Source organism: Rheinheimera sp. SA_1, assembly GCF_001669775.1.
Lineage (GTDB): Bacteria > Pseudomonadota > Gammaproteobacteria > Enterobacterales > Alteromonadaceae > Pararheinheimera.
This window is the reverse complement of record NZ_LXWK01000019.1, coordinates 107,352-129,404: the sequence shown is the minus strand read 5'-3', so window position 1 is coordinate 129,404 and position 22,053 is coordinate 107,352. Positions and strand designations below refer to the sequence as shown.

Annotated in this window: 1 protein-coding gene; it reads right to left on the bottom strand. The window is 57.1% G+C overall.

Annotated elements, in window-relative coordinates:
- Position 1: 1 nt before the first annotated feature.
- Positions 2-22,051, bottom strand: a complete 22,050-nt coding sequence (locus tag A5320_RS19575) for a non-ribosomal peptide synthetase (protein ID WP_082971925.1) — start codon at positions 22,049-22,051, stop codon at positions 2-4.
- Positions 22,052-22,053: the final 2 nt, after the last annotated feature.

Here is a 22,053-nt window from a genome sequence, read left to right as displayed (position 1 = left end):
GCTATATTTCCCCTTCTTGCGCCGTTTTGGCAGAGCAGGCGATTTGCTGTTGCAACAAAGCGAAAGCCGCCAAAGCATCATCTCCATGCCGACGCTGCTCGATAAAAGCGGCAACAACTGCAGCCAGAGTCGCCAGCGTATTATGCTCAAAGATGTCCCTGACGCTCAGCTCCACCCGATAGAGTTGACGCAGTGCAGACACCAATTGGGTCGCCAGCAACGAATGGCCGCCCAGTTGGAAAAAACTGTCATGACGGGACACTTGCTGGCACTGCAGCAACGATTGCCACAACTGAGCCAATGCCATTTCCAATTCCCCCTGGGGCGGTTCCTGCCTAGCTGCTGACGGCCGCGGCTCCGGCAATGCCTGTCGGTCCAACTTACCGCTTGGCGTCAACGGCAAGGCATCCAGCACCACTATCTGAGTCGGTACCATATAAGCCGGCAGCTGTTGCCAGGCGCTCTGCGATAACTGCTCCACCAGCAGCGCCGACTCTGCTGTACTCAAGGCGCCCCCTGCCAGTTTCGCTACGACATAAGCCGTCAACGACTGGGCTGCCGTATCCTGCCAGACGACCGCAACAGCCTGTTCCACCTGCGGATGACGCAGCAACAAGCGTTCGATTTCAGCCGGTTCGATGCGGGCGCCCCGCAGCTTGATTTGGTGGTCGGCACGACCTACGTACTGCAAAGTGCCATCGGGCAGATATCGCACCAAATCGCCGCTGCGATAAAGCCGCGCTCCGGCAATACCGCTGAATGGATCAGGGATAAAACTGGCAGCTGTCAGCGCAGCACGGTTGATATAACCGCGTGCCAGGGCGGCCCCGCCGATATACAACATGCCGATACAGCCTGCAGGCAACAACTGTAGTTGTTCGTCTGCGACATATAAACGCACATTGTCAATCGGTCTGCCAATAGGCACGGTGTGCAAGCCTGCCGAATGCTGCAGGCGCCAATGCGACACATCGATAGTCGCTTCCGTCGGGCCATAGGCATTGTCAACCGCAATCACCTGGTGCGGCTCCAACTGCTCAAACAACTGTTGCTGCAACTGCAGACTGACCGCTTCGCCGCTTAAGAATAACTGCCGGACAGTGTCATGGCCATGCCAGCCTACTTGAGCGAGGTAGGTCTGCAGCATAGAAGGCACAAAATGCAGCATCGTGATGCGCTGCGCTTGGATAGTCGCAGCCAGATAGGCAGGGTCCAGATGCCCCTGCGGCCTCGCCATCACTAAGGTGCACCCCGCCAATATGGCGTAGAATTCCCAGCCCGCCACGTCAAATACAAAAGGTGTTTTCTGCAGTACCCGATCCTGACTGTTGATCTGGTAATAGCTCAGCATCCATGTCACCCGGTTTAACAGAGCACCATGTGTTACTGCGACACCTTTCGGCCGCCCGGTACTGCCGGAGGTATACAGAATGTACGACAGATTGGCCACAGTTGGCGTTTGCGCCGGGTTGTCCGTCCGCGCCGAAGCTGGCAGGCTGTCCACCGCATACCAACTCAGCTGCGGAAACAGGTTCAGCTTTGCCATCACCACACTGCTGCTGACAATATGTGCAATTGCACTGTTGTCGCAGATATATTGCAGGCGTTCGGCCGGGAAGTCCGGCTCCAGCGGCACATAACAGCCACCGGCTTTCAGAATCCCCCACAAGCCGACTATCATCGCCACGGAGCGTTCAAGGCAAAGCCCCACTGCCGTATCCAAGCCAACCCCGGCGGCAAGCAACATATGGGCCAACCGGTTTGCCTGGGTATTTAACTCGGCAAAAGTCAGAGACTGTCGCTCGTCGCAAACGGCAATGGCGTCTGGTGTCGCGACAGTCTGACGCTCAAGTAGTTGCAGCACAGAACCGTCTGCCAGATAGTCGGTGCAGACACTACCGGACCAGTGCAATTGCTGAGACTGTTCAGCAGCGCTGAGCATCGCTAGTTGTGACAGTGGCCTTGCAGGATTAGCCACCACTGCGCTCAATAACTGCTGGTAATGGTTAAGTATCCGCTCAGCGCTGGCCGCGTCAAACAGATCGCTGTTGTACTCCAACTGCCCGCTCAAACCGTCCTGGTGCTGTTGTAACGTCAACGTCAGGTCAAACCGCGCCGTGCTGCTGTCGCCACTATCAAACAGAACCGGCCTCGCTTGCAAAGACTCGCCTTCGATACCGGCAAACGGCGTGTTTTGCAGCACGAACATCACCTGAAACAACGGCGAATGCGCGGTACTGCGCACCGGATTGATGTTTTCAACCAGCAATTCGAAAGGCAGATCCTGGTGATTGTACGCCTGCAGCGTCATCTCTCGGGTACGGTCCAGCAAAGTGACAAAATCCGGATCTGCACTCAAATCGTTGCGCAGCACCAGCGTGTTGGCAAAGAAACCAATCAACCGCTCGCTGACACTGTGCCGACGATTGGCGACCACAGTCCCTACCGCCACGTCCTCTTGAGCGGCATAACGGCCTAATAACCAAGCCCAGGCGGCTTGCAAAGTCATGAACAACGTCACTCTGTTGGTTTGCGACAGCTGCAGCAGCTCCGCCAACAGCGACGCCGGCAACGTCATATCCAACCGGCCACCGTTAAAACTCTGGTGCAGCGGCCTTGGCCTGTCGAGCGGCAATTGCAGCAGCTGCGGCAGGTCCGCCAATTGCTGCCGCCAATAATGCAGCTGAGTCTCAAGCACTGCGCCTTGCAGATAACGACGTTGCCAAATTGCATAATCTTTATACTGAACACTCAGCTCAGGCAAAGCCGGTGACTCCTGACGCAGCATCGCTTGATAACTGCCGACCAATTCTCTGCCGATCACGCCAAAAGACCAACCATCCGCAATGATATGGTGCAGGTTAAGCAGCAAATACAGCCCGCCATCGGCCTGGATGCGGATCAGTTGCAGCCGGCATAGCGGCCCCTGTGCCAGATCAAAACAGTGTCGTACTTCCTGTTGCCAGGTAGCGATCAGAGTTGCCTGATCTGGCAGGACCTGCAACGGCAGTTCGGTCGGCGCTTCGTCCACGACCTGCCACAGCTGACGATCCATTTCAACAAAACGAGTGCGCAATGCCTGATGGCGATGCAACAGTAGCAGCAGACTACGGCTAAGTAGCTCGACATCGGTCTGTGCCGCAAAACTCAACGCCAACGGCATGTTGTAGACATGATTCGGCCCCATCAGCGTCTGCAGGAACCACAGCCGCTGCTGAGCAAAAGACAAAGGCGCCGGCCCGGCAGGCTCGACCATCGGTGCAGGCAGCATCGCTTGCGCTGCAGCATCAATCAACAGCGCTTGCCGGTGCAGTTGTGGCTGCTCAAACAATGCCTGCAGCGATACCTCAACGGCAAAACATTCATGGACCCGGGTTAGCAGTTGGGTCAGCAGCAACGAATGCCCACCCAGTTCAAAGAAGTGATCAAAACGGCCGATGAACGGTGTTCCCAACAGCTGTTGCCATAATGTCGCCAGCATTTGCTCGGTATGCCCCTGCGCTGGCGCATAAGGCCGGACAGAGGCCAGCTCCGGCGCTGGCAGCGCCCTGCGGTCAATTTTGCCGCTGGTGTTCAGCGCAAAAGCGGTCAACATTACAAAGGCGGCTGGTACCATGTAGCCCGGCAACTGCTCAGCCGCCAATTGCCTCAGCAGCTCAGTCAGTTTATGGTGGTGCTGCGGCTCACTGACCACCCAGGCGGCCAGCTGCGTCTGCCCGCCCGGCGTCTGCCAAGCCTGCACCACAACATCGTTGACTAGCTCGTGACGCGCCAACACCGCTTCAATCTCAGCCGTTTCAATTCGCATACCGCGGATTTTGATTTGCTGGTCGACACGTCCCAGATAGAGCAGTTCGCCATTGGGCTGCCAGCGCGCCAAGTCGCCGGTGCGATACAGCCGGCTGCCGGCTGCACCGTAAGGATTGGGGACGAAACTGTCCGCCGTCTGACCAGCAGCAGCCAGATATCCCCGCGCCAGGCCTTCGCCACCAATATACAGTTCACCTGCCACGCCGGCAGGCGTCGGCGCCATGGTAGCATCCAGCACGTAAGCGGCATGGTTATGAATCAACCTGCCTATCGGTGCTATGCCCTGCGTCAGGTCGACCTCGGCGGCAGTCACGTCGGCGCCTACCTCGGTTGACCCATAGATATTCAACAGACGCGCATTGGGGAAGCAACGGGCAAAACCATCCAACTTGTCCGCCACCAAAGCTTCACCGCTGCTGTAAAGCACTTGCAGGCCAGGTGCATACATCTGGCTGCTTTGCAACAAGGTAGTCAGCAGCGAAGGGACCAGCGTCAACTGAGTGATCCCAAAGCGCTGCAAAGCCTCAGCCAGCAGCCTGGGCTGCTGCACTGTGGTGGCAGGCAAGATCACCAAAGGCGCGCCGTAACATAGCGGCTGAAAAATTTCCGCAGCATGGTCGACAAAACCGACTCCGGTTTTCTGACACAACACATCTGCCGGGCTAACTCCGACTGTCGTCGCCAGCCAGTGCAGCCGGTTTACCAGTGCCCGATGCAGCCCCAATACACCTTTGGGCCGGCCTGTACTGCCGGAGGTGTAGATCAGATACACCGCATTGTCAGGATGTACACCGCTGAGGCTGACCGGCAGATCCGTCGACTGCTGGTCGGCCAATTGCGCGATAAACCCGGTGCTGTCCAATACCTGGCAAGGGCAGTCCACGGCCGGCAGTTGAGGAACATATTCGCCCACACTGAGCAGCAGCACAGGTTTGGCATCCTGCAACAGGTACTGCTGACGCGCAGCAGGCACATCGACCGGTACCGCCAGATAAGTGCCGCCGGCTTTCAATACCGCCAAGATGGCGACAATCAGCTCGATATCGCGCGGCAGATAAAGCCCGACCCGACTCTCAGGCCCCACGCCCTGCTGCCGAAGCCACCATGCCAGACGGTTGGCTCTACTGTTCAGTTCGCCATAGCTGAGTCTGGTCTGCTCGGTCAGCAGAGCCGGCCTATCCGGCTGCGCTGCGGCCTGCGCTTCAAACAACTGATGAACGCAACTGTGCCTCGGGTACTCAGCATCATTGCGATTATAGTGTTCCAGCAGCACAGTGCGCTGTGTGGCGTCTAGCCATGCGGTACGGTCTACGGGCCGTTCGCCGTACTGCAACAACTGCGTCAGCATCTGCTCTAGACAGGCTTCGATCCGAGGCTGGCAAGCAGTACCGCCGACTGACTGATCCAGCTGCAAATACAGTTTGAACTGACAGGCCGGTTCCTCTTTTTCCACCGTGAACATCAACTGATAATTGGTTTGTGCATAAGCCGCCACTTTTCGCACCGGCAGCCGTTGTACCGTCTCTGCTGCCGACGGCTGCAGGTAAAGATGCCAGCTGACGTAGTTAAACAGGGCTGCCGACAAATCCAGGCCGCTCAAGTGCTGCATCTGGGCGACCGGGAAATGCCGGTGGGTCAGTTGCTGCTGCAATTCAGCATTCACAGCGACGATAAAACGATGCCAGCTTTGCAGACCTAAGGGGACCGTCGTCGGCAGCGCATTCAGGAACAGACCGATGATCTGATCTCCCGCCGGGATCTCTGGCCGCCCTTGGTTCAGCACTGCACCAATTACTTGATCAGTGCCGCTTAAGTAACTGAGCAGAGCCAGATAAACCGCGCACCAGACACTTTTTTCCGGCACTTGCAGTTGTCGCGCCAATGCAGTCAACTGACGACTGCGTGCCTGACCCGGCAGCCAGCAGAATGTTTCTGCCTGACCGCTATACTGGCCGCTCCATGGTGCAACAGTTCCCAGCTGCAACCTGCTAAGCCAATAACGACCCGCTGCTGCATCAGCCAGCGCCTGCTGCTCCATCGCAATAAAGCTGCTGTAAGAAGGTAACTGGGATGGCAGCTGGGGCGACTGTCCAACAAGCAAGGCCTGATATGCCTGATACAGCTGGGCTGCAAAGCTCTCCAACGACCAACCGTCCCACATGGCGTGATGGACCAGCAAACCAAACACAAAACCTTGTTCCGGCAACAGATGCACAGTACAACGCCACCAACCGTGCGTCACATCCAGCCCAAGCGCCAGTTCCTGTTGCATCCACAGTTCAATCTGCTGTTTGCTATCCGCTGCGTGCTCAATTCGGGTATCAAACACCACAAAAGGCACCTGGTGCTGCATCGGCACGACCTGCAACGGCCGACCGCTGGAGAAGCAGCAGTGGCTGCGCAACACCGGATGAACTTCCAGCAACAAGGCCAGAGCCTGTAGAAACAGCGACTGATCCCAAGCTGCTTCGTAATGATAAACCTGTAGATTGTGATACAGATGCCGGTCAGCATCCTTCAACGAATGCAACACCATCCCCTGCTGCATCATCGATAGCGGGTAAGCATCGGCAAGGGTGGTAAAGTCATAGTGTTGGTTCAGATACTGCTGTTCCTGCGCCGTCAACAGCGCAAAAGGTGCAACCTGATAGGATGGCCGGATCAGGTTTGGTTGCTGCGCCAACCATTGTGCTAACTGGGCGATGGTCGGATACGTAAACAGGTCCTTCGCGGTAAAATGCAGTCCTTGTGCACCAGCATCGGCGACCAGGCCTATAGCCCGGATTGAATCGCCTCCCAACGCAAAATAGTTGTCAAAACGGCTCAGTCGGCGCAGCTCCAACTTCCGACACCAGACCGCCGCCAATTGGGTTTCAAGCCCCTCAGCCGGAACTGCACTTTCCGGCAATGTCGTATCTGTTGCCGCAGCCTGATCCGGCAGCAAACGCGGATCCAGCCGGCCCAATGCATCCACCGGCAACTGTGCCACTGCCACGATGCGATGCGGCAACGGCAGTCTGACGTTGCGCAGTGCTGCGGCCAACTGCCAGCACCACACCTGGTCGCCAACCGAGGTAGCTGCTATCGGCTGGACATAAGCCTCATACCTGACGCCTTCTGCGCCCGGCCGGACAAATACCGCGGCTTTGGCAACCCCTGCCAAGTCCTGCAGACGAGCGGTCAACTGCGCAGGTAAGAATGTGGCCGCTGCATTGACAGCCCGACTCTGCAACTGACCATCTGCCCCAAGCCGTGCCCGTATCGCCGTGGCGTACCAAGGTTTTCCCTGCACCATCACAGCTGCAGGTTTGCAACTCTCTCCATCACGCCAGACAGCCACCGGCAAGTGGCCGCCACTCAAATGCAACCGACCATATGCCCCAACCGGCACAGCCTGACCGAAACGATTCAACAGCACACTGCGAAGCGGTGTGGCGACAGTTGCAGAGACTGTAGCAGACTGCACTTGGGTCGCCTGTAGATAGCTATTAGCTGTCCGGGTCGACAAAAGGACTGTCAGGCCCCGTTGCAAAGCACGTAACGCATTGAACAACCAGGCTTCACATGCCAGCGGAACCCCCGATAGCTCCTTCGCTGCGGCAAAATCCAGCTCGCTGTCCAGCAGTACCGCCAGTTGCCATTGTTCCAACAGCAAAACGGGACCTGATACCGGGTACAATAAACAAACCGGCGTCGGCGGCGACCGGCGGCAAGCTCCGGCAGCGATAATTGTCCAGTTAAATTCGCCATGCCCCTTGCCAGTCAGTAGCAACTTTGCACCGCTGTCTGCCGTCACAAACGCCTGTCGCAACGCCGGATACTCGCTCGCCACCAGCGCACAGCTGACCCCGGCTTGCTGCAACGCCAGCCAGGCCACCAGTTTGTCCTCGCTATCTTCACAGCAAAGCGCCACGACATCACCAGCACAAACCCCCGCCGCAGCCAGTCTGGCCAGCAACGCATCACACCGGCTCTGATAAGCCGCAGGCACGGACTTCGGCGGCTGCCACACCGCAATCACCTTATCCTCCGCTGGGCGACACTGATTTGCAAAGTGGCCCAGCACCGCCATCTCAGGCTGGCGTAACGAGGCTTCGAGCAATTGCAGCAAAGCATCGGCCATACCGGCGATGGTTGTGACACTGAACAGTGAGGTGGCATATTCGATGACGCCACTGATCCCTGCAGCGTTTTGCAGCAAATTAATCGTCAGGTCAAAACGAGCCACGCCGGCCGCCGATTCTGGTTCTGCCGGCTGCCATGGCGACGCATCCAACCAGCGCTCTGCATCAGCAGTATCGCGGTAGCTTTGCAATGAAAATGCCACTTGAAACAACGGATGATGCGCCTGAGTGCGGCCAGGGCACAAAGCGTCTACCAGGAATTCAAAAGGAATATCCTGATGGGCCTGCGCCCGAATCACCGCGGCTTTGGTACGAGCCAGCAAGGTATGAAAATCCGGATTGTCGGCCAGTTGGCTGCGAACCACCAGCATATTGACGAAAAACCCGACAACAGGTTCCAGCTCTTGCCTGCTGCGGTTGGCCACCGGTGTGCCAACGGCAATATCGACCGAATCGCTATAGCTGGCCAGCACAGCGCTGAAAGCTGCCAGCAACACCATATAAGGGGTAGCCTGGTGAAGGGCAGCAAAGTGCTGGACGTCAGCCGCCAACTCAGCCGGCAACTGTAGCGGATAAACGGCGCCTTGATAGTCGGGCTGCTCCGGCCTTGGATAATCAAGCGGCAACGCCAGTAACGGTGGCAAACCATCCAGTTCTGTCCGCCAAAATTGCAATTGCGCCGTCAACACATCGCCTTGCAGATATTGCCGCTGCCAATGTGCATAGTCGATGTATTGCAGCGGTGCAGGTGCGAACTGTGCGGTGTCTCCCCGGCAGGCTGCGCTATAAAGCCGATGCAGGTCCTGATACAACACATCGGCAGACCAACCATCGCAGACACTGTGATGGATGTTCAACAATAACGCATAACCGTCTTTGCCTTGATCTTTCAGCAAACGGACCCGGCAAAGCGGCTGCTGCTCCAGCTCAAACGGATGTAACCGCTCGCCGTTATAGCAAGCTGTCAATTGCCGGGCAAAATCGATAGTTTCAATGGCAAGCGGCGGTATTTCAGCCTGAACCTGTTGCAGCGCGCTATCGCCATCACTGATGAACCAGGTGCGCAACGCTTCATGACGCCACAGCAACCCTTGCAGTGCAAGCAGCAAGGCTTGTTCGTCCACAGAGCTGCGCAGGCGCAGCGCCAGCACAATGTTGTAAACCGCATTAGGCCCCAGATAACGGTGTAAGAACCACAAACGCTGCTGAGCATAAGACAACGGCCAGGGCTGTTGCCGCTGTGATGGCGATAGCACCGGTATCGCAGGCAGTTGGCTTGGCGATGCGTCATCAAAAGCCTGGAGTAACGCCGCTTGCCCGGACAGCACAGGCTGTTCGAACAGTTGCCGCAGTTCTGGCCCACGGCCATAGCGGCTTCGTATTGCAGACGCCAATCGCACTAACAGCAGCGAATGGCCGCCAAGGGCGTAGAAATTTGCATTGGCGCCAATTCTGTCAACCGGAAGCTGCAACAAAGTCGCCCAGATATCCGCCAGCGAGCATTGCAATTCACCCTGCGGCGCCTGATAAACCGTCTGCAAAGCGGTAAAGTCCGGCCGCGGCAGTGCCGAACGGTCTATTTTACCGTTCGGTGTCAATGGGAAAGCACTCAGTTGCACAAAATCGGCTGGCAGCATGTAAGCAGGCAGCTTGTCGGCTACCGACTGCCTCAATGCAGCCGGCTCCAGCTGTGAGTGCGCCCTATAATAAGCGACCAGCTGCTGCTGCGATAACGAGTCCGCGACCGCCACCACCAATACCTGCAGCACGTCCGGCAGCTTAAGCAATACCGCAGCAATTTCATCCGGTTCAATTCGAAAGCCGCGGATCTTCACCTGATTGTCAATCCGCCCCGCATACTGCAGACGGCCGTCCGGCAACTGCCGGACCAGGTCGCCCGTGCGGTATAAGCGCTGCGGCCCAACACATTGGTGCGGATTTGCGATAAAGCGCTCGGCAGTCAGTTCGGCGTTGCGGTAGTAGCCGCGCGCAACGCCGGGTCCGCCCAGCAGCAACTCTCCCAACACCCCCGGTGGCAACAGGCTTAGATCCGGCCCGACAATCAGGGCAGCAGTCTGATCGAGCGGCACACCGATATCAGGTGCGACAGTCAACGGTTCGGTAAACTCAGCCCAGGTGGAATAAGTCGTATCTTCAGAAGGCCCATAGAGGTTGCAGACCCGTCGGCAGTCCGTCCCGGTTAACAACAGGTTGACAGTCGCCTGCGGCAACGGCTCGCCAGCCAGATTGACGGTGCGAATCCCGGCCGGAATCGCGCCATGCTCCAATAAAGTCAGCGCCGCGGAAGGCACAGTGTTCAGCAACGACACGGCCACAGGCTGCTCTAGCAGTTGCAACACATCAGGCACCAATACGCAGCAATGGCCAAAGGACAGCGGCACAAAGATTTCAAACACCGATAAATCAAAACTGAGCGAAGTCGAAGCGAGCACCCTCTGCAGTTCTTCGGCGGTAAACACGCTGGCGGCCCAGCGCAGCATTGCCACAGTATTGCGATGTTCTATCGCAACCCCTTTGGGAACCCCAGTCGAACCGGAGGTATAAATCAAATAGGCCAGCTGATTGGCTGTCAGCCCTGCAATCTGCGGATTTGTCGCGTCCGCCGGCAGTTGCCCCTTCGTCGGAACACCTAACGTATTCAGGCAGATAATATGCGGTGCCTGCAGTTCAAAATGCTGCTGCAACGCTGCTTCGCTTAAAAGTACGGCTGCGCCACTGTGGCTCAACATATAGGCGAGCCGCTCACGCGGATAAGCCGGGTCCAGCGGCAGATAGGCGCCACCGGCTTTCAGTACGGCCAATAACGCCACAATCATACCGGCATGACGCGACAGGCAAATGCCAACTAATGAATCGGTCGTAACGCCGGCAGCAATCAACTGACGGGCCAACTGGTTTGCGCTGCGGTTCAATTCGGCATAACTGAACTGCCGACCGGCCACTTCCAGAGCAGGAGCCGTCGGATTGGCGGCAGCCTGTTGCTCGAACAGCTGATGAAGGCACAAAATTTCAGCATCAACCAGCCAATCCTGCTGGCCGGTATGCAGGCATCGCAGTTCCGCAGGCGTCAGCATCGCCAACTGAGCGGGCGGCAACTCCAGCGTATCGGCAGCAATCAGTGCCTGCAACATTTGATGCAGGTGGCTATCCAACTGCTGCAGATAATCGCGTTCAAACAGCACACAATCGTAAATCCAAATCAGCTCGGCGCCAGCAGCATCCCGTACTATATTCAGATGCAAATCGAATTTCGCGGCCACTGCTCCATCGTCAAAGGCTGTAATACCAAGGCCTTCGACTTTGTTGTAGTCCCGGTCTGCAGCAGTGCTCTGGCTGTCGACGCTGAACAGAATTTGAAACAGCGGCGTGTAAGCACTACTGCGATTTAGCTGCAGCGCATCAACCAACCGTTCAAAAGGCAAGTCCTGATGCTGCAACGCGCCCAGGTGCACATCCCGCACATGGCTAAAATAATCGGCAAGACTAGGCTTAGCGGTTTCAACCCTAAGCACCAAGGTGTTGACAAACAACCCGACCAGCGCCTGCAAGGCAGTCTGTTGGCGGTTGGCCACCGGAGTCCCTATCAGGACGTCCGTCGTGCCTTGGTGTCGGGCCAGCACTAAGGCGAAAATACTATGCAGCAGCATAAAAGGCGTTAGCTGGCTGCGCTGTGCCAGCTGATCCAACTGTCGCAGACAGGCCGCATCCAGCCTACTACGCCATGCACCGCCTTCGTGCTGCTTTTGGGCCGGGCGTTGCTGTTTCAGACGCAATTGATGCGTCAGCGGAGCATCTGCCAGCCTGGTCTGCCAGTACTGTAGCTGTTGCTGCAAAGCGTCGCCTTGCAGCCAGTCGCGCTGCCAGCAGGCGTAGTCCGCATACTGCAACGCCAGCGCTGCCAAACTGGGCGCTTCGCCTGCCGACAGCGCCCGATAACAATGAAAGAATTCCTGATCAAGCAGCGATAAAGAACCGCCATCTGCTGCGATATGATGCAGATTGCACAACAAGATATGACGAGGCTCAGTCGGGGTAATTGCCGGCAGGCGAATACAGGCAGCCCGCAACATCAGCTGGCTGTCCAGCCGGAACGGCCGCTGCCTGAACTCCTGACATAAATCAGCCAGAGTCTGGGCCGCCTGTTGCGGTCGTAAATCCTGCAAATCGTGCTGTTCCAGCGTAAATCCGGCGACAGCCAGCACTTGTTGCCACACCTGGCCCTGCTGTTCAACATAAACAGTACGCAGCACTTCATGCCGCTCAATCACGGCGGCAAATGCCTGCTCCGCCACTGCCGGTGCAAAAGGCCCACTGATATCCAGCGCCAGCAACATATGGTACTCGGCACTTTGCCCTTGCAGGCGGTCAATAAACCACAGTCGTTGCTGGGCAAAAGACAAAGGCAGCAAGGTGTTGCCGCGCAGCGCCTTCAACAGCGGTTGACGTTGTGACACATTGCCGGTTTGCGCCAGATAGCGGGCTTGATCTTGCAATACCGGCCAATCGAACACATCCCGTACCGACATGTTCAGACCAAGCCGTTCGCGCACCAGAGCCTCCAGACGGACGCTCTGCAGCGAATGCCCGCCCATCTCAAAGAAATTGGCTTTAATACCCAGCTGCCCAGGCGTCACCGCCAGCAGCAGAGCCCAGATCTCAACCAATGCCAGCTCAAGCTCAGTCTGCGGCGCCACATATTCACGCCGCAATGCAGCCAAATCGACGGCAGGCAAAGCTTTGCTGTCGACCTTGCCGCTGACTGTCAGCGGTAATTGCTCCAGCAAAACGATAGCAGCCGGCACCATATATTCCGGCAACAGCTCAGCCGCAAATCGCTGCAGAGTTTCGCCGTCAAGCCCGTTGGCGACAACCCAGGCCACCAGCCGCGCTTCGCCCTGCTGATCCGGCCGGATTTTGACCACCGCATCGCGCACCTGCGGGTGGCGATTCAGCACTGCTTCGATTTCACCCGGCTCAATACGAAAGCCCCGCACTTTCACCTGATGGTCCAGCCGACTCAGATATTCTATATTGCCATCCGCGCGGTAACGCACCAGATCGCCGGTGCGATACAGCCGTCTGCCACTTTGTCTGCCGTAGGGATCAGGTACAAACCGTTCGGCTGTCAAAGCGCCTTTGCCGACATACCCCTGCGACACTCCATCGCCGCCGATGTACAGCTCACCAGCCACCCCGACGGGACAAAGCTGCCCAGCACTATCCAGTATGTAGCAACTGGTGTTGTCAAGCGGAGTGCCCGCCAGCACGGTATCGGCATCAGCCGTCAGTAAAGCTGCCGTCGAATAGACTGTGGTTTCGGTCGGTCCGTACACATTCCACAATGTCTTCACTTTGGTCGTCAAGGCTTGCAGCAGGCTGCTGGAAAAATGTTCGCCGCAGCTCAAGGCCGTCAACGCGGTATCCCCCTGCCAGCCTGCTTTCAACATTGCTTTCCAACTGACCGGAGTGGTTTGGAAATGGCTAATGCCACGTTCGTGCAGCAGCGTACTTAAAGCGACGCCATCTGCCAGCAGCGCACTGTCTACCAAATCTACACAAGCGCCGCAGGCCAGCGGCACAAAAAGCTCGGCAACAGAAGCGTCGAAAGTCAGCGATGTCGCTGACAACAGCCGATGTCCAGGACGCAGTTGCAACTTGTTGCCCAACGCCGACGCCAGATTGACTGCATTGGCATGGGAAACCACCACCCCTTTGGGCAAACCGGTGCTGCCCGAAGTATAAATCAGGTAAGCAGGACAGAGCTCGGACGGTAGCGGCAGAGTTTCCACTACGGCTGAACCGGTCATATCGACCGCAACATCCACCGAAACCGACCGTATCGCAGGGCCCAAGTCGGGCAAGATGGCCAGCGAAGTGTCGCCACCGGGCGCAACAATCACATGCGTCATTCCGCAGTTTTGCGCGACATAACGCAACCTTTCCTCTGGGAAAGCCATATCCAGCGGTACATAACAGGCGCCGGCTTTTAAGATCGCCAATAGCGCAACCGGCAATTGCTCATTGCGCGGCAGATAGACGCCGACCGGCGACAACAGGCCAACACCATGTTGACGCAGTGCCTGTGCCAGCCGATTTGCCTGCTGATCCAGCGTTTGATAAGTCAAATGCCGTTCGCCGTAAGCCACAGCTATTGCAGCCGGCCAACGCTGTGCACGCTGAGCTATCAATTGGTGTAGCAACGCTGGTTCATGTCGCAGCACTGTCGTATCATTCCAGTGCTGCCGTTGCTGTAGCTCCTGGTTGCTGAGCAGCGGCAGCTCCGCCAACGCTGCCAGCGGCTGGCGCAACGCTTGCTGCAGCAAACAGCTGAAGTGCGCAAACAATTGCTCGATGCTGCGCAGGTCGAACAGATCTGTATTGTATTCGATCTGTCCAACCAGACCATCGTCGCCGGCTTCGGTCAGCACCAGCGCCAGATCCAGCCGGGCGAAGCCGGCGCTCTCGCTGGCTTCCAGCAACGGTCTGACGGATAGCGCGCTCAGCGCTTCGCTGTGATGCTGCTGGTTTTGCAACGCAAACAACACCTGAAACAGCGGTGAGTAATTTGTGGCTCGTTGCGGGTTGATCACTTCAACCAGATGATCAAAAGGCACGTCCTGGTGCGCCAAAGCGCCGAGTGTCCTGTCCCGGACCTGCTGGGTCAGGCTGATGAAATCCATTGTTGCCGTCAGGGTTGTCCTAATCACTAGCGAATTAGCAAAATAGCCGACCACAGCTTCCAGCTCTTGCCGATTCCGGTTGGCAACCGGCGTCCCTATCGCTATATCGTCCTGACCGGTATAACGTCCCAGCAATGCGGACCAAGCGGCGAGCAACACCATAAACAACGTCGCTTGTTGACTATTGGCAAACTGTTGTGCTTCAGCCAGCAGTGACGCCGGCAATGCGACAGTCAACAACGAGCCTCGATAGCTTTGCCGCGCAGGACGAGGCCGATCCGTCGGTACATTCAGCAGCGCCGGCAAACCGGACAATTGCTGTTGCCAATAGTCCAGTTGATGCTGCAGCTCTGGCGTCTGCAACTGCTGACGCTGCCACCAGGCATAATCCCCGTACTGTAGCGGCAAAGGTTCCAGCGGGTTGGCCTGACCGCTGCGAAACGCCCGATAACAGGCAGCCAGCTCCCGGAATAAAATGCCCACCGACCAGCCATCGGCGATACTGTGATGCAAAATCAACAGCAGCACCGGCTCACCATCTGGTAACAGGCAAAGCTCATAGCGGCACAGTAAATCCTTTTTCAGATCAAAAGGTTCAGCCATAAGGTTTCGATAATGGCATTGCAGCTGCACTTCGTCAGCAACACTGCGACGCGGCAGCATTGTCGCGGCAGGCTCGACCCGCTGGTACACGCCGCCATCTTGCTCGACGAAACAGGTACGCAAACTGTGATGACGTTCCAATAGTGCCAGCACCGCCTGTTCCAAGGCAGCAACATCGGCACCGCTGCCAAAACGCAGCGCCAGCGGCATATTGTAAATAGCGTTGGCACCAGCATAGGCATTCAGGAACCACAAGCGCTGCTGGCCGTATGTTAGAGGCGCCGGCTCGTTCGGCGGACGCCGGAGAGGCGCAGGCAAACCATCAGCCGCGGCGCTAGTTGCAATAGCCGCCGCCTGCGCCTGCAAGGTTGCTTGTTCAAATAACGTGCGCAAACTCACACTGACCCCAAACTGGCTGCGGATCCGGGCCATCAGGCTAGCCAGCAACAACGAGTGTCCGCCCAATTCAAAGAAGTTGTCGTGACGAGAAACCGTGTCAATCGCCAGCAGTTGCTGCCACAAATCCGCCAGACGCAGCTCCTGCTCGCCCTGAGGCGGCACATAATCAGCCGCTGCAGCACTGATCGGCAGCTGTGCCAACGCTCTGCGGTCAACCTTGCCGCTGGCATTGAGCGGCAACCGGTCCAGCAGCACATAGGCGGCCGGACACATATAAGCAGGCAATTGCGCGGTGGCCAGCAGGCGCATACGGGCAACCAGCTCAGCTCTAGCCTGGTCGCTTGCCTGGTCGCTTGCAACATAGGCAACCAGCATCACATCGCCAAGATTGGAACGCTGGCCCTGCACACAAACGGCGCTGACAGCCTCGTCCTGCTGCAGCAGCACTTCAACTTCACCCGGCTCAATGCGAAAGCCACGAATTTTTAACTGCTGGTCAAGACGGCCAAGGTAATCAAGGTTGCCATCCGGCAAATAGCGGACCAGATCGCCACTGCGATACAAACGGCTGCCCGGTGCTCCGAAAGGATTGGGGACGAACGCAGCGGCAGTAGCTGCGGCTTGCTGCAAATAGCCCCGCGCCAGACCAATACCGCCGACATAGAGCTGGCCAGGTACGCCATAAGGAGCCAGCTCGCCATTCTGATCAAGTATGTAAGCCTGATTATTAGCCAGCATCCGGCCTATCGGCGAGCTGCCCTCGCCATAAGCGTCACAGGCGCTAACATCGGCACCGACCTCGGTCGAACCGTAAATATTGATCAGCCTGGCAGCCGGAAAGACGGTCGAAAAATCGCGGACTTTTTCGAAAACCAAGGCTTCACCGCTGGTGTACACCACGCGAAGACCCGGCATGCACAGCCCCTGGCTTTGCAGCAAACTCTGTAGCAACGATGGTACCACCGTCAGTTGGCTGATCCGTTGTTCAGCTATCACCCGGCTCAATTCAGCCGGTTGTTGCAACTGTTCGGTGTCCAGAATCACCAAAGTCGCGCCAAAACACAGCGGCTGAAAGATTTCAGCAGCCGAATCGACAAATCCCATCGACGCTTTCTGACACAGCACATCCGTGGTGTTCACTGCTACATGGCCTGCCAGCCAGTTGAGCCGGTTCAGTAAGCTTTGATGCAAGCCCAGCACACCTTTGGGCTGGCCTGTGCTGCCGGACGTGTAGATCAGATAAATGGCGTTTTGTGGCGTCACGCCGCTCAGCGCCAGTGGCAAGTTCTGCTCGCTGTAGCTGGCCAACGCCCCTAACGCCTGCAGCTGCGTCGCGTCCAGTACCAGGCCGGGAGCCGCTGCCGTCAAGATATACTGCTGTCGCGCTGCCGGCACTTCCGTCGGCACCGCAACATAAACGCCGCCTGCTTTGACCACCGCCAAAATAGCGACAATGAGCTCTACTGAACGAGGAAGCCAAAGTGCTACCCGCACTTCGGGACCCACGCCCTGCTCCAGCAACCAGTGAGCCAGCCTGTTGGCTCTCCTGTTCAACTGGTCATAACATAATTCAACAGCATGGTGACGCAGCGCCAGCCGGTCGGGGTATGCCATAGCCTGCGCTTCAAACAACTGATGCAGACACTGACCAGCCGGACAATAGGCCGGCACCGTCTGGTACGGTGCCAGCAACTGCTGCTGCTCTGCTTCCCCCAACAACGCCGCCTGGCGTATCGGCTGGTCGGTCCGTTCCAGCAGTTGATTGACGGCAGCGCTGACATAACCTGGCAAACGCTCGGTCAGCTCAGCGGGAAATACCGCCGGGTCAGTGCTCAGATGCACCACATCATGCGACCGACCGGCCTGCTGCGAGACTTGAAAGGCAAAACGATAGTTGGTCTGCTCGAAACCACCGCCGCTGGCAATCAGCGAGTCGCCACTGCGCTGGCCGAACAAATGGAAATTGGTATAGTTGAACATGGCCGCAGCCAGTTCCAGGCCGCTTAACCTTTGTACTTCCCCTAATGGGAAATGACGCATTGCATGCAACTGCAGCAACTGCTGATTAACCTGCAGCATGAGCTGACGCCAGCTCAAACCTGTGATATCCAGCGTTAATGGCAACGCATTGAGAAACAGCCCCAATGCCTTGTCACTGTGTTCTGTTTCCGGCCGGCCATGCACTACCACATTGCCCAGCACCTGATTCTGGCCTCCCAACAAGGACAGCAGCACCATATATACCGAGCACCAGACCGCTTTCTGTTGAATGCCAAGCTCAGTTGCCAGTGCAGCGAGCCCAGCGGTCTGTTCAGCCGTTATCTCCAACTGTTGATGCTGACTTTGTGCGGCAGTCTCCCCGGCCCACCAGGGCAAAGTGGCACCGGCAAGTGTCTGCGACCAGAAATGTTGTTGATGCTGGTCGGTAACGGCAGCCTGTTCAGCCGCAATAAAATGCTGATACCCGGGCGGCGTGGGCAGCAGAGGTAAGTCCTCACCCGCCAGCAACGCTTGATAGCTGGCGAGCAGCTCCTGGATGAAATTGGCATTTGACCAGCCGTCCCAAATCGCATGATGAAAAGTCATCGCAAAAACAAACTGCTGATCCGATAACACGCGAATGCCGATACGCCACGGCAGCTCAGCCAGATCCAGCTCGTTGTGCTGCTCAGCTGCCAACCAGGCAGCCACTTGCTGTTGCTGCTGCCCTGCATCGAGTGCCCGCAGGTCAACCCATTCCAGCGGCGCCGTCACTTCGGCAAACACCACCTGCAGCGGTGTAGCCAGCTCCAGAAAGAAACTGCTACGCAGAATCGGATGACGAGCACACAACTGAGCAAGCACTTGAGTAAAAATTGCCGCTTGCCAGCGCAAATTGAAGCTGTAGTGGTGCTGCATGTGGTAAAGCCGTAGCGCCGGTTGCTGCAGACCATGAAAAATCATGCCGTATTGGGCATTCGATAACGGATAGGCATCGACAACGGGTCTGTCGGCAAACTGCTGCAGCACGCTTTGCTGACTGAATGCATCAAGCAGCACAAAAGGCGGTATCTCGCCGACAGCCAAAGTTTGTGCCGGGCATTGCGTCGTGACCGCTGCCAGTGCTTCGATGCAAGGATTGACAAACAGGTCTTTCACCGTAAAAGACCAACCGCGTTTTTTTGCTGCCGCCACCAATGCAATGGCCCGGATCGAATCCCCGCCCAGCGCAAAATAATTGTCGGCCACCCCGACCTGCCCACAACCCAGGTTGGCCTGCCATAGCTCAGCCATCTCAGCTTCCAACGCTGTCTGCGGTGCGCGAAAACCGGCGCCTGTCGCCGCAGTCTCATCCGGGGCCGGTAACGCTGCCACATCAACTTTACGGTTTGCAGTCAATGGGATCGCATCCAGCCAGACATACAATGGCGGAATCATGTAATCAGGCAACAGCGCTTTCAGATAGGTTTGTATTGACGATTGCAGCACCTGCTGCCCCTTGGCCGGCACCACATAAGCCACCAGTTTAGGCTGCCCATTCAGCAGCGGCGCCCGGACGACGCAGTCAACGACCTCAGGATGACCACGCAGCACTTGTTCAATTTCGCTGGGTTCAATTCTAAAACCACGAATTTTCACCTGAGCATCGGCCCTACCGATAAACTCGATAGCGCCGTCAGGCAGATAACGAGCCAAATCTCCGGTCTGATAAAGACGCTCGCCCGGTGTTGCCGCGTACGGATGCGGCACAAAACATGCTGCCGTCAGAGCGGGTTGCTGATAGTAGCCGCGCGCTAGGCCCGCACCGGCCAAATACAACTGCCCGATAGCTCCTCGCGGCAGCAGGCGCATTGACTCATCAAGGATATAAGCTGCAGAGTGTTGCAACGGCCTGCCGATAGGCACTGACACAGACTGCGCCAATGCGGCAGGCTCGACCGGCCAGGTACAGCTGAATGTGGTATTCTCGGTCGGACCATAACCATTGATGATCCGGGTGGCCGGCAATAACTCGGCAGCCCGGCGCACATGGTTCAGCGACAAAGCTTCACCACCGATCACCAGTTGCTGCAAACCGGCCAGAGCCTGCGGCCTGTCATCCAGCATACGGTTGAACAGGGCCGAGGTCAGCCATGCCGTATTGATCTGCTGCTCGGCGATCAGTTGCTGCAGCCCTGCAAAACCGCATTGTTTGATATCGGCCAGCACAACCTTACCACCGTGCAGCAACGCGCCCCACAGCTCAAAAGTAAAGGCATCAAACGAAGGGGAAGCCGCACACAACAAAGTGCTGCCGGCATCAAGGTTGACAAAACCGCCAGCTACCAGCCGGTGCACATTGCGGTGACTGATAGCACTGCCTTTTGGCACGCCGGTACTGCCGGAGGTATAAATCAGGTAGGCCAACGTCTCGCTATGCACCGCCAGGCACAGATCCGTATCGGCATATTTTTCCAGCAACCCCAGATAGATCGGATTGTCCAGAGCAAAGGTCATGCAGCTTTGCAAGAACGTCAATTGTTCCAGCAGATGGCTCTCACTAAGCACCAGGCGGCAATTGCTGCGGGTCAGCATCTGCACCAGCCGCGATTCCGGGTATTCCGGGTCAAGCGGTAAATAGCAACCGCCAGCTTTAATGATAGCCAACACGCCGACGACCAGCGCCAACGAGCGCTCTGCACACAAACCAACCACCATATCGGGGCCGATGCCCTGCTCAACCAAGTAAGCTGCCAAACGGTTGGCCCGCCGGTTCAGTTCGACATAACTCAACATCTGCCGGCCACAAACAACGGCGATGGCATCAGGCGCTGCGACAACCTGACGCTCAAATAATTCGGCCAGGCTGGCGTGCTCCAGCAGAACAAGCCGCGCCGTCGGATTCCATTGGTCCAGCTGTTGACGGCTCTCGGCATCGCTGAGCAGCGGCAGCTGTAAAAACCGAGCTGTTGGCTGGCTGATAAATGCAGTCAGAATGGTCCGGTAGTGCGCCAGCATCGCGGCAATAGTCACGTCATCAAACAGGTCGCTGTTGTACTCCATGCCTCCCGTCAAACCTGTTTCGCTCTGATACAGATTGAAGGTGATGTCATAACGGGCGACCGTCGGCTCGCCGTGTCTGACCGCCGGCTCGACCACCATCGCCAGGTCATCGTCCAGTACCGGATCTGCCGGGGTATTGACCAGTGAGAATGAAACCTGAAACAGCGGCGAGTAGCTTAAATTACGTTCAGGCGCCAATTGATCCACCAATTGTTCAAACGGCAGATTCTGCTGGACATAGGCGTCCTGCACGCAGGCTTTGATTCGACTCAACACTTGCTGTAACGCAGGATTGCCAGTCAGATCGGCCCGGATCACCAGCGAATTGACAAAAAACCCGATTAATTCGGTCAACTGGGCATGTTCACGACCCGCTATCGGAGTGCCGATAGCAATATCCTGCTGGCCGCTATAACGTGCCAGCAGGACAGCATAGGCACTGAGCAGAACCATAAAAAGGCTGGCGTTGTTTGCTCTGGCAACGGCTTGCAACTGCTGCAACTGCGCCAGCTCCAAACTGAACTCGTGATAGCAGCCGCGATAGCTTTGCTGCACCGGCCGCGGCCGGTCCGTCGGCAAACTCAGTAGTGGCGGTAAAGCTGCCAGTTGCTGACGCCAATAACGCAATTCAGCATCCAAGGCCCCCTGCAACAAATTTTGTTGTTGCCAGGCTGCATAGTCGGCGTATTGCACCGGCAAAGACGGCAAAACAAGCGGCCGTCCCCGGCAGGCTGCCTGGTAATGGGCGGTTAGCTCGCGACACAACAACCCTAAAGACCATGCATCGGCAATGGCATGATGCAAAGTAAGCAGTAAAGTGTAATGGTCGCCGGTCGGCAACGTCAGCAATCGGCAACGCAACAGGAAGTCGCCTGCCAGATTAAAACAATGCGCCCGTTCCGCCGCTCTGATGCGGTCGATGTCTGCGACGCTGGCAACAACTTCCAGCGGCAACTCCGGTTGCCAGCGGTCAACCTGTTGCACCAATCCGGCCCCGTCATCCACCAACCTGGTGCGCAGAATTTGCTGCCGTTCCACTATGCTGCTCAAAGCCCTTTGCAGCGCTTCGACATCAACAGCGCCATGCAGCACCAACACCAGCGGTATGTTATATACCGCACTCATCCCATTGAGCTGCTGCGAAAACCACAACCGCTGCTGACCACTGGATAACGGCCGGCGCCCTCCAGTAAACAGCGGGATCTCAGCCACTATAGGTGCTGACTGGATGCTCTCTAAAAACGCTACAAGTGCCGCCTTATGGTCCTTTAGCAATTGCACGATATCCGCCGGCAGTTGTGGTGCAGCAGAACTCAACTGCAACTTGCCGTCGTTGAGCTTCACCGTCACGCCACGCGCCTTACATATCTCGAGTATTGCTAAAGCATCCATCA

Excerpts from the sequence above, each read along its gene's own strand:
- A5320_RS19575 (WP_082971925.1), bottom strand. The coding sequence starts at position 22,051 with ATGGATGCTTTAGCAATACTCGAGATATGTAAGGCGCGTGGCGTGACG.